This is a genomic window from uncultured Gimesia sp., from assembly GCF_963976445.1.
In the GTDB taxonomy this organism is placed as follows: Bacteria; Planctomycetota; Planctomycetia; order Planctomycetales; family Planctomycetaceae; genus Gimesia.
In genome coordinates, this window is record NZ_CAXBKP010000015.1 from 155,980 (window position 1) to 171,652 (window position 15,673).

Here is a 15,673-nt window from a genome sequence, read left to right on the forward strand (position 1 = left end):
GGGGCGCTGGCGATCCAAAAGCGTCTTCAGGGCTGATTAAATTGGTGGCACCTCTATCAATGAGCACGTTTCAATACAGAAACTGGAATCCGGGAAACTGATTCAACCAAGGGTAAACTGTAAACAACTGCCGCCTGAAAACAAAGAAAACCGAGGAGCATTCTCTGCTCCTCGGCAAAATCTTTGGAATTTTTAATTGCTTCGGGATCGATCCGATTCAGGTGATCATTGACAAATCAGGCAGAGAAACTGCTGCCGCATCCACAGGATTTGACGGCATTGGGATTCTCGAAGGTAAATCCACGTTTTTCAAGGCTTTCGTAGAAATCAACGGTCGTTCCATCGAGATAGAGACCGCTCTTCTTGTCGACGACCACTTTCACGCCGTGTTGTTCGGAGACCGTATCGTTTTCTTCATCAAACTCGTCTACGAATTTGAAATCGTACTGGAATCCACTACAACCACCAGAAACGATTCCGATTCTTAACAGAGAACCTTCACCCATATTCTGGTCCTCAATGAATCGTTTAAGCTCTTTGGAAGCATTTTCAGTAATTGTGACTGCCATGGAACAACATCTCCGCTTTAAAATATAGTTAAGTTTCATAACCTGAAATCAGGTTGATGTCGGCGAAAATACGCCCAAAATCAAAGTGCGATTTCGGGGGAAGCACGAGCTTCTATTACGCTTGCTCGCTTTTACTATTATAGCAGGAGCTTTATTTTTTCCGAGATGGTTTTTACTGAGTTCTCACTAAACTTGCTGTTTTTTGTAAGTTATTTTAATATAGCCCCTTACGGAGATTTTCTGGTTTAGTAACGACAAAATCTGGCTTGAATTCTGCTTGTACATTGAATTTTAGATAGCATTAAAAAAGCGAGCCTAAAATGGACTGGATTGTCTTAAATCAAGGCGAGCTAGTGTACGGTTCCATTTACGATAGTGGCAATTCACCCCGCAACCCTGTTTCACATTCACGTCCACCAAACGACGATCGTCGGTCCGATTGACCGTGGAGACCCTACAATAAACCTGGATACAGGTTAGAATGGGACCATGTTTCTTTTTCTATTTTGAACTCCCAAGGCGGGGCCGATGAATTCACCTCAACAAGTATTGTTATTAAGCGAAATGGAACCGGGACAGTTCGCGGACAGCTTTGTGCTGCTGATTTCCAAAGAGAAATCCACGACGCGGGATAAGAAACCGTATTATCGTGTTCAATTCCGCGACCATAGTGTGACGGCAACTGCCATGATCTGGAGTGACACCACCTGGTTTGAAGATTGTGAGTCCCAGTGGTCAGAAGGGGAGTTTTATAAAGTCCGAGCCCGCTATGATGAAAATAAATATGGCCCCCAGCTAGACATAGATCGCATTCGCGCGGTCGTCGATGATGATACCGCCGATGGTTTTGATCCCAGTCTGTACTTTAAACGCTCCCGCTTTTCGAGCGAGGACATGTTTCAGGAACTGACGGAGATCGCCACTGAACAAATCGAAGAAGTGCCATTACGCAACCTGGTACTGGACATACTGGAACAGTATGCAGACCAGATCAAAACAATCGCCGCCGCCAGTAAGAATCATCATGCATTTACGGGCGGTTTTCTAGAGCATGTTCTGTCTGTGACGCGGACTGCTGGTTATCTGGCAGACAAATATGTGGCCTATTACCAAAAAATGCAGCCCCCTTTGAATAAATCACTGGTCATCGCCGGGGCCATTTTGCATGACATCGGAAAGCTAACCGAGCTGGAATACAAACCGCATGCTTCCAGCTATACGCCGGCGGGACGGCTCATCGGCCATATCCTGCTGGGGCGGGATCTGGTACGGGAACATGCCCGAAAGTTTGACGATCTCGACCCAGAAACGTTATTACGGCTGGAACATATGATTGTTTCACATCAGAATTTACCGGAGTGGGGTTCGCCGATTGCACCGCACACGCCGGAAGCGTTGCTGGTCCATTATGCGGATGACATTGATGCCAAGTTCCATATGATGGCGGCGACACTGGAAAATATCTTGCCCAGTAATGAAGATGAGTTTTCCAGTCGTGATAATGCCTTACGTAGAAGTATTTTCCTGGGATTGAAATCGCCCGAATGAACGATTTCACGCCCCCTGAATCACAACCATAAATCAATTGACGATCTAGAAACACAACGATGAAATTTACCAAGATGCACGGCGCGGGCAACGATTATGTCTACGTCAACTGTTTTGAAGAGAGACTGCCTCAAGATATTGCCAGCCTGGCGATCCAGGTGAGTGATCGCCATAAGGGAATTGGCTCAGATGGCCTGATTTTGATTTGCCCTTCGGAAACAGCCGATGCGCAGATGCGGATGTTTAACTCAGACGGCAGCGAATCGGAAATGTGCGGCAATGGCATTCGCTGCGTGGCCAAGTATGTTTATGACCATGGGATTGCCCCACAGGATCATTTGAAGATCGAAACCGGGGCTGGCATTCTAAATCTTGACCTCGAATTCACCGGCAAGAAAGTCAGTCAGGTGCGCGTGAATATGGGGAAACCCATTTTAACCAGTGCCGAGATTCCTACACTACTTCCCGGCGATCCTCCTGTGAACGCAGAGCTGGATCTGGGGGAACAAAAGCTGGAGGTCACCTGTATCTCAATGGGCAATCCGCACTGCATCACGTTTGTGGAAGAGGTCAATGATCATTGGGTGCATCAAATCGGGCCTCAGGTCGAAGTGCATTCGATGTTCCCCAATCGAGTGAACGCTGAATTCATTGAAGTGATCTCTCCCGCCGAGCTCAAGATGCGGGTCTGGGAACGGGGTTCGGGAGAAACACAGGCCTGTGGAACCGGAGCCTGCGCTTCTGCGGTCGCCGGCGTGTTGACAGGTCGTTCCGAACGAAATGTGCTTATCCACTTGCCAGGTGGTGACTTACGCCTGGAATGGGCTGACTCAGATGAAGTCTTCATGACGGGGCCTGCCGTCGAAGTGTATGAAGGGATCTGGACGGGACCACAATGATCGGGAAGAATCATGGCTGACGGGACATTTCTTTGAAATGATCTTGCAGTAAAATAATAGAACTGATAAACAACGGCTTCTCTCATTCTCACTATGAATTTCAATCCAAAACCTACAACCAATTCGACAGGCAATGATCTGTTTTCAGCGCTGCTTCCTTTCAGTCCGGGACACCCCATAGGCTGGAAACTGCAATTGCTGTTAATCGGCTGGAGTCTGTTCCTGATTGCCGGGTTTACCATTGCGATTCAAACAAAACCGGATCCACGTGGATTTGGTACCCATCAACGACTTGGTTTTGCACCTTGCGTTATACGAAATCAACTATCCATTCCTTGTCCCAGTTGTGGGATGACAACTTCCTTTTCACATTTTGTTCGAGGTCAGATCCGTCAGTCTGCCGAGGCCAATACCGCTGGGTTGGTTCTGGCAATCGTCTGTCTTGTCATGATTCCCTGGTCCTGGATCAGTGTGTATCGCAAGCGACTCTGGCTGGTCTCCAATCCTGAAATTTGTCTGCTCTGGCTCATGTGTGGTCTGGTCATGATCACCGTGATGGAGTGGGCAGTGCGGCTGACCTTTTAAAATCAGCGACACTCCGGTTGATCCGGAATTAAATACAAGTCCCGTCTTCAAATCATTTCCTGACAAAATCTATTATTCGGTTCATGCCAAGGATGGCAGACAATATGCGATATGCGTTACACATCCAGAACGCCCATTTTTTCAATCAGCGCTGTTTTTCCGTGCTGTTGTTAACGCTGGTCTGCTTAAGTTCCAGTGGATGCTCATTGGGCGTCATGGTTGGCAAAATGTTTTTTGGTGACCCACTCGTTACGTGCGAATTTACCAGCCGCACCAAGGTTGATCTGGCGGAAGATAAGAAACAAGTTCTGGTGATCTGTTCGACTCCAGAATCGATCCGTTCGGATTATCCCTCATTGAATTATGATCTGCTGGAGCAGATTACCTACCGTCTGCGTCGTCACGATGTTGAAGTAATGGACACAGGTGATGTCGCGACCTGGCTGGACGATAATGGCGGTGTCTGGAACGACGTCGATGAGCTGGCCGAAAATTTTGAAGCCGACTATATCATTCATGTTGATATCGATGACTTCGATTATCGCGAACCCAACAGCCCCAATTTGCTGCGTGGGAAAGCCTTCGGAAATGTTTCGGCATATGAAGTCGTAGAAGTGGATGGTCTCAGACGGGCTCTGGAAGTATTTTCCAGTGAATACACCTCAGAATACCCAACCCATTTACCAGTTTCAATTGAGTCAGAATCCCCCAAAGTCTTCAGAAAAAAATATCTGGATCGCATAGCCGATCAAATTGGTCGCTTCTTCTACAATTATCATACGGGAGAAGATTTTTAGTTCTTCCATTCAACTTTCAGAGGCAGCACCAACATTTCATTCGGAGTTGTGAAGGATCACACGATGACAATTTTTCCGTTCGGACAACGTACTCATAAACGTTTCTTCAACGCAGTCACAAAACTGGCGCTGATGCTGGTGATGTGGACGACGATGTCAGGCTGCAATTATTTTATTCTGCTGGGTTATCTGATTGGTGGTCCCCCTTCCATTGAGCCAGACTTCGATGCACAAACCCAGAAGTCGATGACGGACAAAGAGGTCACGGTGGCGATCGTCTGCTATGCCCCTTTGGAACTACAATACAACTTTGATGGGATCCATAACGATCTGGCCAAGTACACCACATTTCGCCTGCACAGCCATGGTGTGAAAGTCGTGAACCCGGATCGAATTCGCGCCTGGTTGGATGAAAACCCTGATTGGGATAAGCCGGAAGAAATTGGGGAAGCGTTCGATGTGACGTATGTGATTCATGTCGAGCTGCATGAATACAGCCTGTATGAGGAAAACAGTTCCGATCTTTACCGCGGCCGCGCAGAAGGTATGGTGACGGTTTATGAAATGGATGAGAACGGCGAAGGCGAAAAACTTTACAGTAAGGAAATCACTTCGTTCTACCCTCTACGAGCGCCTCGTGCGACATCGGAAGTAACGTTCTCTAAATTTAAGAAAGAGTATCTCTCGCGTTTGAGCGATGAAATTGGTCGCCTGTTTTACGAGTATTATCGTGGCGACGATTTCACACATTCCATTTAATGCGTGAGATTGTCAGACAAATCGTGCGGTTGTTTTCATTCTGAGCTCTTGCAAGTCCCTCGCTGAGCAGTTAATTTTCAGGGACAGAGTCAGCACACAATGTGTTGCCACAGGTGTCGTTGAATTTCAGAGTGCAGACAAAAGATGACCTATACCAAACAGGAAGCCGTTGATCGCAGCCAGATTATTTTATCACATGCGTGGATGGTGCGCACGTTTGTCAAACACAGTGATGAAGGTGAGGATTTTCCGGAGTTGATGCATATCGCGCGTGCCGTGTTTGATGCATCGCGGGCTTTGGAAACACGCGTTGATGATCCCGATGCGTATCTGAAAATGTTGCGAAAAAAAATCAGCAAACTGCGAAAAGCCACCGATCAATTTGCAATGGAAGCGCCCGATGCCTCCTCGCATACGAATTTTGAGCAGGCTGTGATTTCGATGAAAGCTTGCACCAAAGAGTTGGAAGAGTTGCTGCAACAGGTGGAATAACTCCCCACGCTCGCGTGTTACCGTTTTCATTTGACCGCGCAGAGAGACAGAGTCCTACTCGTCTTTGGTCGCATCCAGAACTGCCAGGAACGCTTTCTGTGGGATTTCAACCTGGCCAAATTGCTTGAGCCGTTTTTTGCCCTCTTTCTGTTTTTCCCACAGTTTGCGTTTACGGGTGATATCGCCGCCGTAACATTTCGCCGTCACGTTCTTCCGCAGTGCTTTAATCGTTTCGCGGGCAATGACCTTACCGCCGATGGCAGCCTGAATCGGGATTTCAAACTGATGCTTTGAGATCTCTTCTTTCAGACGTTTTACCAGCGCCCGGCCTCGACGTTCGGACTGTGTGCGGTGCACGATGGTGGAAAGCGCGTCGACATTTTCGCCTTTGACGAGTATGTCCATTTTCACCAGATCTGCCGGTCGAAAACCAATGATATCGTAGTCCATCGTGCCATACCCGCGGGTCGCACTCTTCAGACGGTCGTACATATCGTACACAATTTCCGCTAACGGCAATTCGTAAATCAGTTGCGCCCGATTCGTCCCCAGGTATTCGGTGTTCTTATAGATTCCCCGTCGGTCCGCGCACAGCTGCATCATTGTGCCGATATTTTCTGACGGTAGGATGAACGTGACGAGAGCAATCGGTTCGCGGAATTCTTCGATACGGCCGCCATCGGGAACGTCCTGCGGATTATCAATCAGCAGTACATTTCCGTTACGCTCCAGGATCTCGTAGGTGACGTTGGGGGCTGTCTGCAGCAGGTCGATATTGAATTCCTGTTCCAGACGCTGCTGAATAATTTCCATATGCAGCATGCCTAGAAATCCGCAACGGAAACCAAAGCCGAGTGCATCACTGGTTTCGGGAACAAAACTGAAACTGGCATCGTTCAAACTCAGTTTCTGCAATTCCGCCCGCAGCTTTTCGAAGTCGGTTGCTTCTATCGGATACATACCGCAGAACACCATCTGTTGTGGTGTCAGATAACCGGGCAGGGGTTCGGGCGGCAGGTTTCTGGGATTGGCAATCGTATCCCCTACGTGAACCTGATCCAGTTCTTTCGCACCGCTGACCAGATAACCTACCTGGCCGGGGCCCAGGATTGAAGTCGGCTTCATGAGGGGGGAAAACTGACCGATTTCAATGATGTCGAGCTTAGCACCGCCGCGCATCAGGACCACGGTTTGACCTTTTTCGATGGTTCCCTGAACCACACGCACGTAAGTCACTACGCCGCGGTAATGGTCGTATTTGCTGTCAAACACGAGCGCCTGCAATGGTGCCTCGACTTCACCCTGCGGAGGGGGGATGCGTTCGACGATGGCGTCCAGAACTCCTTCAATGCCGATCCCATTTTTGGCGCTCACCATCAAAGCGTCTTCCGGGTCGAGGCCGATAATGGTTTCGACTTCTTCCAGAACTTCATCAATGCGGGTTACTGGTAAATCAATTTTATTGACAACAGGAATGATCGTCAGGTCAGCATTGATGCTGGCGTACGCATTTGCCACAGTCTGTGCCTGCACACCTTGAAACGCATCGACCAACAGCAAGGCACCTTCACAGGCTGCCAGACTGCGGGAGACTTCGTAATGAAAATCAACGTGGCCGGGGGTATCAATCAGATTCAGTTCATAGGTTTCACCTTTGTACTGATGATAGATGACCACTGTCCGTGCTTTGACGGTAATGCCGCGTTCCTGTTCAATCTGCAAGTCATCCAGAATCTGGTTTTTAAATTCCCGCTCCGTGATGGCACCGGTTTTAAGCAGCAATTGATCGGCGAGCGTACTCTTACCATGGTCAATATGTGCGACAATCGAAAAGTTTCGAATTAAACGGGCCTCTGTAGCCATTGAATGGATCTCATTTTCTCATTTAAGAAAACCAGGGGCAAAGCTGACCTGGTTAGATAATTATTATTTCTCGGCTTTGAGGCACGCCAGTCGAGCACACCCGGCGACGCCGATGTAACCGGCATCTGAGCCGAGTTCGGCAAAGTCGATGATGGTATTTTCATAAGGGACTTGGAACGCCCGCGTTTTTGCTTCCTGCCGAATTCGATTCATAAACCGCTGCCCCAGCACAGAGTCTTTGCCTCCAAATGTCACAGCACCTCCAAACAAAATCATGTCCGGATCAATGGTATGCATCAGACTCGTGGTGCCGACTCCCAGACACATGGCTGATTCCATGATCAAGTCGTTTGACAATTCGTCATCTCGTTCTGCTGCCTGGGCGATTAAGAGCGGACTTAGTTTATTCCCCTCCTGTAACATTTCATTTAATAACGAGGGGCGTCCTGTGTCCAATAGTTCCTGACAGTGACGGACCAGCGATTTGCCACCGGAATAAGCTTCGAGCGTTCCATATTGTCCCGAGTCACACAATCGGCCATTCGTCATTTGAATGATGATGTGGCCACATTCACCCCCGTGTGAATGGCGGCCTTCGATGATCATCTCATCTATAATAATACCACATCCAATGCCTGTGCCCAGAGTCCAGAGTACCAGACTGCGTGCTTCGCGTGCGCCTCCGACCCAGTATTCTCCATAAGCGGCTGCATTCGCGTCATTCTGATAGATCGTCTTTTTCCCCGAATAATGATCACTGATCACCTGACGGATGGGAAATCCCTTCCAAGTGGGAAGATTGGGAGGGTCTACCAGTTTCCCGCCGGGGATGTCCATTGTACCCGGTGTGGCAATTCCGATGGCCTTAATGTCGTCCATCGTAAACTGACAGTCAGTCAATACATCGTCGATTGCCTGATAAATATTCTGCAAGCCTGCTTCAACGCCTTTGGCAACTTCTGTTTTTGCCTGGCTGAAAGCCAGTGTCTGTCCCGCGTCATCGACAATGCCAACTTTGACATTCGTACCACCAATATCAACGCCGACAAAATAGGGCCCGGTATCTTTTGTCGGTTTCATATTACGAGTAGTTCCTCTATTCGAATCAGGGTTTTGGAAAACTGCAGTCGTCTGACCAAATTCATACAAGGCAAATCCTCGATTTTGCCTGCAGACTCAGCGTGATCTAAAACGGAGTTACGTTGATCGACGTCTGAACAGAGGAAGGCCAGGAGCACACGTCGAAGTATAGCCGAGCAGGTAGGAGTGATGCAATCAAGAATCAGGCAAACAACCCGTGAATCAGGCCAATGGGCACTGGTCACCGCCATCGCAAACCGAGAGAACTTTCCGGAAAATCCGAACCGAGACGGCGAAAATCCTTGGCGCCCTACATCATTTGGGACAGGATGAAACGGTTCAGACATTCCGTATTGCTCAGCCGCTATCGTTCAACCTCGAGGCATGAAATGATTTTTGACTATCGACTTATAGCTGTTCTACTGGCTTTTTGTTGCACCGGCTTCACCCCCTCTTCATTAAGTGCCACAGAAAGTGCCGCAGAGAAACAGTCCCCCCGCCCGAACATTATACTGTGCATGACCGATGACCAGGGTTGGGGAGAAACCGGCTTTAATGGACATCCTATTCTGAAAACACCGCACTTGGATGATATGGCCGCCAGTGGGCTGCGTTTTGACCGCTTTTATGCAGCGGCCCCCGTCTGTTCTCCGACACGTGGCAGTTTCCTCACCGGCCGGCATCCAAATCGCTTTGCCTGCTTTAGTTGGGGGCATACATTAAGGCCACAGGAAGTGACCGTGGCGGAAGCCGTCAAATCGGCCGGGTACACAACTGGCCACTTCGGGAAATGGCATTTGGGATCGGTTCAGGCAAACAGCCCGGTCTCTCCCGGCAACAGTGGCTTTGACGAATGGGTTTCGAGCCCGAACTTTTATGAGAACGATCCCTGGATGAGCCACAATGGTGTGGTAGAACAGCTTAAAGGCGAGAGTTCGCGAGCGACCGTGGATGCCGCATTGGATTTCATCAAACAGGCTGACAAGCAAGAAAAACCATTCTTGGCTGTGATCTGGTTTGGAAACCCCCACACACCTCATGAAGCAGTTTCAGAACTGAAGGCTCTCTATCCCAAACAGGATGCCAGCTTTCAAAACTATTTCGGCGAAATCACCGGCGTTGATCGTGCCATGGGGCATTTGCGACGACAGTTGAGGGATCTGGGGATTGCAGAAAACACCTTGCTCTGGTTTACCAGCGATAATGGACCGCGTCCTCCCCGTTTTAAAAACGAAGAGTCACGATCTCAGGCGACCGGCGGTCTGGCAGGTTGGAAAGGCAATCTCTGGGAAGGGGGCATTCGAGTGCCCTCCATCGTCGAGTGGCCGGCTGTCATCAAAAAACCGGAAACGACCAATGTGCCTTGCGGAACGATTGATATTTACCCGACCGTTTTGCAGATTACCGGCGCGAAAGTGTCACACCAGCCTCACCTGGACGGCGTCAGCCTGTTACCGCTGATGGAAGGACAGATGACGGCGCGTGCCCACCCCATGGGGTTCTGGACTTACCCGTCAAAAGGGCATCCAAAACGCAGCACGCAAATCTTACTTGATCTCAAGGAGAAACAGACACCTCAGCAGATCAACCCCAAAGGACCGGTTCCTGATGCGGACGCTTCCAGTCTGGCAACGCATTACTCAAAAGAGGACCTGCCGGGAGCAGCCGCCTGGATTGACGGAGATTATAAGCTGTTGAAATCGGTCTCCAAAAAAGGAGCACCAAAATACGCGCTGTATCACCTGTCACAAGATAAAGCAGAGCAGCAGGACCTGTCCAAAGAAGATCCTACGCGGCTTAAAAAGATGAAAGCGGGCTTAAAAGGCTGGCAGGAGTCGGTGGTCGATAGTCTGAATGGGAAAGATTACGCTGACTGATCGGTTGTTATCACTTGTCTCAAAGCCATTAGAAATGGAATACGCGAAAATTCAGACTCGAACGGATTGTTTGATTGCATTTCATGCGTTGAGTTTGCAATAATCGAATTTATAAACATTCATTAGGAAATCGCGGCCGTTTCTTACTATATAAGAGGCTGCTTTACCTGCCAGTTTCCCCCTTGCCCACCTGTCACACTTGATTTGAGGAACATTATGAATCCGGAACCCTTCAAACGGCTATTTTGCCAGGCGACACTTTTGTTATTGATACTGACGGTGGCACTCACCCGCCCCTTGATGGCTTGGGAATCAAAGCAGGAATTGCGGGCTGGGATTATCGGGCTGGATACGTCTCACGCGATTGCCTTCACTAAAATGCTCAATACGGGAAAACCCGAAGGGGATCTGGCCGGCATTCGAGTCGTCGCCGCTTACCCGCAGGGGAGTAAGGATATTGAATCCAGCGTCTCGCGCGTTCCCGGTTATACAAAGCAAGTCAAAGAGATGGGCGTCGAGATTGTCGACTCGATCGATGAGTTGCTGAAAAAAGTCGACGTGGTCTTTTTGGAAACGAATGACGGTCGGCCTCACCTGGAGCAGGTGCTTCCGGTTCTGCAAGCAGGGAAGCCTGTTTTTATTGACAAACCGATCGCAGGTTCGTTGACCGATGCCGTTGCGATTTTCGAATTGTCACGCAAATACAATACACCGATGTTTTCCTCATCTTCGCTCCGGTTTGCAAAAGGCGCACAGCGTCTGAGAAATGGCGAAGAAGGCAAGATCACCAAATGCAGCACGCATAGCCCCTGTTCTCTGGAAGCCACACATCCCGATCTATTCTGGTACGGGATTCATGGCGTCGAAACGCTGTTCACCGTGATGGGACCAGGGTGTCAAACTGCCAAGCGGACCGTCAGTAACGCTGACCGGGATGAAGTCGTCGGCAAGTGGTTGGGAGGCCGAGAAGGTCAATTTTCGGGTGTGCGTAAAGGGACTCCCAAAGGTTATGGCGGAACGGCTGTCGGAAAGAATGGCGAAGTGGCCGTCGGAGGATATGACGGCTATAAGCCGCTGTTAGTTGAAATCGCAAAGTTCTTCCGCTCTGGAAAACCACCGGTCAGTGAAGCAGAAACACTGGAAATCTACAGCTTCATGGAAGCTGCTGACGAAAGTAAACGACAGGGAGGCGCCGAAGTCTCTCTGGCCAGCGTACTCGATAAAGCCAAAACAGAAGCACACAAAAAACTGGCGAAGCTCGATTTGGCTGACAGTGGATCTGCCGCCACCGACAATAAGTTGACCGCTGCAGAGAAAGCGGCTGGCTGGAAATTGCTATTTAACGGCAAGAACTACAAAGGCTGGAAGTGTAATAATGGCAAGGCGATCGCCGCTCCCATCGAAGATGGTTCGCTGGTTCCTTATAAGTCGGGCGGCTACCTGATTGTCTATGACAAACCGTTCAGCGATTTCAAATTCAAATGTGATGTCAAAATGCCGGAAGAATGTAACTCCGGGATTTTCTTCCGCGTTGGTGACCTGAAAAACCCAGTCCAGACCGGCTATGAAGCACAGGTGCTCAGCGGTAAAGGGACTGGTATGCACGATTTTGGTGCCATTTACGATCTGGTCGCTCCTGCAGTCAACCAGGCCAGTGCACCGGGCGAATGGACGAATATTGAGATCACCTGCAAAGGACCTCACATCAGTGTCGCCGTGAATGGCAAAGTTGTAGCCAGCCTCAATGCGGACGAGTGGACCGAACCAGGTAAACGGCTGGACGGTTCCAAGCACAAATTCAAAGCTGCTGTCAAAGACTTCCCTCGCAAGGGATACCTTGGCTTTCAGGATCACGGCCATAAAGTCTGGTACAAGAATGTAAAGTTGAAAGCGCTTTAAGCCGAAGCTTAAACTTAACGTGATCACATAAGTTGCCAGCCATCTGAGAGGAATACCGCTTTCAGATGGCTTTTTTTATATACAACGAACGCGATGAGAGCAGCTGGTGAAACCAGAGAGATTTATTCTGTTGTATGTGAACCAGGCTTTTCCTAAAGGCCGCACTCTGTTTTTTTTGCACCAGGGAATTTTTGAAATCACGGCGGGATGCGGCAGCGAATCCGGTTTTTCTGAAACAGAATGGAAAATGATTCAATTTGTTCGCTGCTTTCACTACAAAAAGAGGTGGATGTGTGTAAAATGACCGCGAAATAATAGGCATCGGTGCTCTTTCGCCTATAAAGAAGTCAAAGCACAGCAGAAAAGTAGCTGTCGGTTTTGTACAGCATTCAGATGGTTTTTAAACCACATCAGGCGAGTCGGTTAGTAAAACTCGTTGTTTTCAGGTTCATAATTTAATGATTACAATAAAAAAAGGGCTGGATCTGCCGATCGCAGGCGAGCCTTCTGCTTTGATCGAAAACGGGCCGGAAGTTCGATCGGTTGCTCTGATTGGCCCTGATTATGTTGGCATGAAGCCAACTCTGGCTGTTGAAGTCGGCGATACCGTCAAAAAAGGCCAGCTGCTTTTCAGTGATAAGAAGACCGAAGGCGTCATTTATACGTCTCCTGCTGCTGGGAAAGTCACCGAAATCAATCGCGGTGCCAAGCGAGCCTTTCAATCGATGGTGGTTGAAGTGCAGGGGGATGACGAGGAAACGTTCACCTCTTACGGCGAGGGTGATCTCTCCAATCTGACGCGGGAACAGGTTCAAGAGAATCTGTTGCAATCCGGTTTATGGACCAGTCTGCGAACACGCCCTTATAGTCGTGTGCCCGCTCCCGGTTCAGAGCCACATTCGATTTTTGTGACGGCGATCGACACCAGCCCTTTAGCACCACCGCCAGAAGTAATTCTTAGTGAAGAGCCCCGCGCGTTTACTCAGGGGTTACAAGTATTGCGTACCCTGACTTCGGGTAAGCTCTTTCTCTGTAAAGCACCTGGAACCAATCTACCTGGTTGCGATCTGGATTTTGTCTCGGTCGAAGAATTTGGCGGACCACATCCTGCCGGTCTGCCTGGGACTCATATCCACTTCTTGGATCCGGTTAGTGAGAAGAAAACAGTCTGGACCATCAATTACCAGGACGTGATCGCCATCGGGAAATTATTCGCGACCGGCAAGCTTTGCTCTGAACGTGTCATTTCGATTGCCGGCCCCGTAGTTAAGACCCCCAAACTGGTCAGAACGATCATGGGAGCCAGTCTTGAGGATTTGACAGAGGGGAATCTGGAAGAAGGCGAAAATCGTGTTATTTCCGGTTCGGCTCTTTCCGGATGCGCAGCGAAAGGCCCTTTTGCTTACCTCGGTCGTTATGCATTGCAGGTAACAGTTTTGAAAGAAGGCAATCACCGCGACTTTCTGGGTTGGATGGGACCGGGGTTCGAAAAATTCTCCGTCGTTCCCGTGTTTGCCTCTTCCTGGCTGGGAGCAGGGAAAAAGTTTCCCTTCACCACATCAACTGAAGGTAGCAAGCGGGCGATGATTCCGATTGGGACCTATGAAAAAGTCATGCCTCTGGATATTCTGCCAACGTTTCTGTTGCGGGCTTTAATCACCGCAGACACCGAGCAGGCAAAAGAACTGGGGTGCCTGGAGTTGGATGAAGAAGACTTGTCGTTATGCACCTTTGTCTGTCCGGGGAAATATAACTACGGATCGTTACTGCGTGATAGTTTGACAAAAATTGAAATTGAAGGTTAAGGCGAGACGTGTGCCCGGGAAGGGCCAATGCTTGTGTAAGAGTGATATCTGCGAGTGTGTGATTGTTAGCCTGATAAATATACATTGTTGAAAGTCGTTAACCCTTGTTGTCAGTCAAAACCGATTTGTTTCGGCTGACAATCGATAAAAGTAGTCAAGGTCGGTGGTGGCCTGATTGACTATGTTTCGGGGGTCATCAAACAAGAAAGATAAACCACGAAATGAAGCCGTTACGAAATCTTCTTGATAAAATTCACCCCCTGTTCGATAAAGGGGGAAAGTTCGAGAAGCTTTACCCGCTCTATGAAGCGCAAGATACGTTTCTCTACACTCCGGGTGAAGTGACACACGAAGCGTCTCATGTGCGTGATTCCATCGATTTAAAGCGCATGATGAGCATGGTGATTGTCGCTCTGCTCCCCTGTGTATTTATGGCACTTTACAACACGGGCTTTCAGGCCAATGCCGCCATGAGTTCCATGGGCATTGAATCGGTACCCGGTTGGCGCGGTGCTGTGATGGCATCTCTGGGCGTTGCCCCCGATGCGAACAGCATGCTCTCGAATCTGGTTCACGGCGGTCTCTATTTCTTCCCGGTCTATATTGTCTGTATGGCCGTGGGGGGACTCTGGGAAGGCCTGTTTTGTATTGTTCGTCGACATGAAATTAACGAAGGCTTCCTGGTCACCGGGATGCTGTTTCCGTTAACACTGCCACCCACAATTCCACTCTGGCAGGTGGCTTTGGCGATCAGCTTTGGTGTTGTCGTCGGAAAAGAAATTTTTGGAGGAACCGGAAAGAACTTCCTGAACCCCGCTTTAACAGCACGTGCTTTTCTGTACTTCGCTTACCCCGCACAAATCGTGGGTGATACTGTCTGGACCGCCGTTGATGGTTTCAGTGGTGCGACTTCACTCGGTCAACTGGCGGTCGCCAGCCCGGAAGTCGGCATGAAAGCAATTACCAACCCAATCGCCGATGGTGGTCTGGGGATTTCCTGGATGCAGGCTTTCATGGGACAGATTCAAGGATCCATGGGTGAAACATCCACCTTTGCCTGCCTACTGGGTGCTGGCTTTCTGATTTTCGCCGGCATCGGTTCCTGGCGTGTCATGGCTGGCGTATTGGCAGGCTCGATGGGCTTCGCCCTGTTTCTGTGGTTGGCTGGCAGCAGTACAAATGCCATGTTCTCCATGTCTCCACATTGGCATCTCGTTGTGGGTGGACTGGCCTTTGGCTTAGTCTTCATGGCAACCGATCCGGTTTCTGCGGCGATGACTGATACAGGACGATGGATTTACGGGATATTGATTGGTGGAATGACGATCCTGATTCGGGTCATCAATCCGGCGTATCCAGAGGGAATTATGTTGGCCATTCTGTTCGGGAATGTCTTCGCGCCTCTGATTGACTACTACGTTGTTCAAGCAAATATTAAAAGAAGGTTGGCGCGAAATGTCGCGTGATTCAATAGGATTCACATTTCTGGTATCGGCCGCG

The 15,673-nt window shown here is 49.4% G+C and carries 13 protein-coding genes; 10 read left to right on the forward strand and 3 right to left on the reverse strand.

From position 1 onward, the window contains the following. Nucleotides 1-236: 236 nt before the first annotated feature. Nucleotides 237-569, reverse strand: coding sequence for an iron-sulfur cluster assembly accessory protein (locus AAC022_RS17055; RefSeq protein ID WP_339732960.1), 333 nt, complete (start codon nt 567-569; stop codon nt 237-239). Between the two features lie 528 nt (nt 570-1,097). Between AAC022_RS17055 and AAC022_RS17060 the strand changes: the two genes are divergently transcribed. The 6 genes from AAC022_RS17060 to AAC022_RS17085 all read left to right on the forward strand — a co-directional run bounded on the left by AAC022_RS17060 (nt 1,098) and on the right by AAC022_RS17085 (nt 5,649). Further along, a complete protein-coding gene (locus AAC022_RS17060; RefSeq protein WP_339732963.1) occupies nt 1,098-2,117 on the forward strand; it encodes an HD domain-containing protein in 1,020 nt (339 codons plus the stop codon). A gap of 59 nt (nt 2,118-2,176) precedes the next feature. Then, entirely contained in the window at nt 2,177-3,016 is an 840-nt protein-coding gene (gene dapF / locus AAC022_RS17065; RefSeq protein ID WP_339732966.1) for a diaminopimelate epimerase, read from the forward strand. A gap of 93 nt (nt 3,017-3,109) precedes the next feature. Continuing rightward, nucleotides 3,110-3,601 (forward strand): DUF2752 domain-containing protein, encoded by a 492-nt coding sequence (locus AAC022_RS17070; protein ID WP_339732968.1) that lies wholly within the window; start codon nt 3,110-3,112, stop codon nt 3,599-3,601. Between the two features lie 104 nt (nt 3,602-3,705). Further along, nucleotides 3,706-4,398 carry a hypothetical protein gene (locus AAC022_RS17075; protein WP_339732969.1) on the forward strand — a complete coding sequence of 231 codons (693 nt, stop codon included), beginning with the start codon at nt 3,706-3,708 and terminating at the stop codon, nt 4,396-4,398. Nucleotides 4,399-4,461: 63 nt separating this feature from the next. Beyond that, nucleotides 4,462-5,157, forward strand: coding sequence for a hypothetical protein (locus AAC022_RS17080; RefSeq protein ID WP_339732971.1), 696 nt, complete (start codon nt 4,462-4,464; stop codon nt 5,155-5,157). A gap of 144 nt (nt 5,158-5,301) precedes the next feature. Then, nucleotides 5,302-5,649, forward strand: a complete 348-nt coding sequence (locus AAC022_RS17085) for an amidohydrolase (protein WP_339732973.1) — start codon at nt 5,302-5,304, stop codon at nt 5,647-5,649. Nucleotides 5,650-5,703: 54 nt separating this feature from the next. Here the strand turns inward: AAC022_RS17085 and lepA are convergent, their stop codons facing one another. Both lepA and AAC022_RS17095 read right to left on the reverse strand, forming a co-directional pair. Next, a complete protein-coding gene (gene lepA / locus AAC022_RS17090; protein ID WP_339732975.1) occupies nt 5,704-7,512 on the reverse strand; it encodes a translation elongation factor 4 in 1,809 nt (602 codons plus the stop codon). Between the two features lie 63 nt (nt 7,513-7,575). Then, the gene (locus tag AAC022_RS17095) at nt 7,576-8,592 is read right to left on the reverse strand and encodes an ROK family protein (protein ID WP_339732978.1); all 1,017 of its coding nucleotides are present in this window, start codon (nt 8,590-8,592) and stop codon (nt 7,576-7,578) included. 389 nt (nt 8,593-8,981) lie between these two features. Between AAC022_RS17095 and AAC022_RS17100 the strand changes: the two genes are divergently transcribed. The 4 genes from AAC022_RS17100 (at nt 8,982) to AAC022_RS17115 (ending at nt 15,639) form a co-directional block, all read left to right on the forward strand. Next, nucleotides 8,982-10,469: a sulfatase-like hydrolase/transferase gene (locus AAC022_RS17100; protein ID WP_339732981.1), complete on the forward strand. Its 1,488-nt coding sequence runs from the start codon at nt 8,982-8,984 to the stop codon at nt 10,467-10,469. Nucleotides 10,470-10,685: 216 nt separating this feature from the next. Continuing rightward, a complete protein-coding gene (locus AAC022_RS17105) occupies nt 10,686-12,368 on the forward strand; it encodes a family 16 glycoside hydrolase (RefSeq protein ID WP_339732984.1) in 1,683 nt (560 codons plus the stop codon). Nucleotides 12,369-12,826: 458 nt separating this feature from the next. Beyond that, nucleotides 12,827-14,173, forward strand: a complete 1,347-nt coding sequence (locus tag AAC022_RS17110; RefSeq protein ID WP_339732986.1) for a Na(+)-translocating NADH-quinone reductase subunit A — start codon at nt 12,827-12,829, stop codon at nt 14,171-14,173. A gap of 221 nt (nt 14,174-14,394) precedes the next feature. After that, a complete protein-coding gene (locus AAC022_RS17115; protein ID WP_339732988.1) occupies nt 14,395-15,639 on the forward strand; it encodes an NADH:ubiquinone reductase (Na(+)-transporting) subunit B in 1,245 nt (414 codons plus the stop codon). The last annotated feature ends 34 nt before the right edge of the window (nt 15,640-15,673 follow it).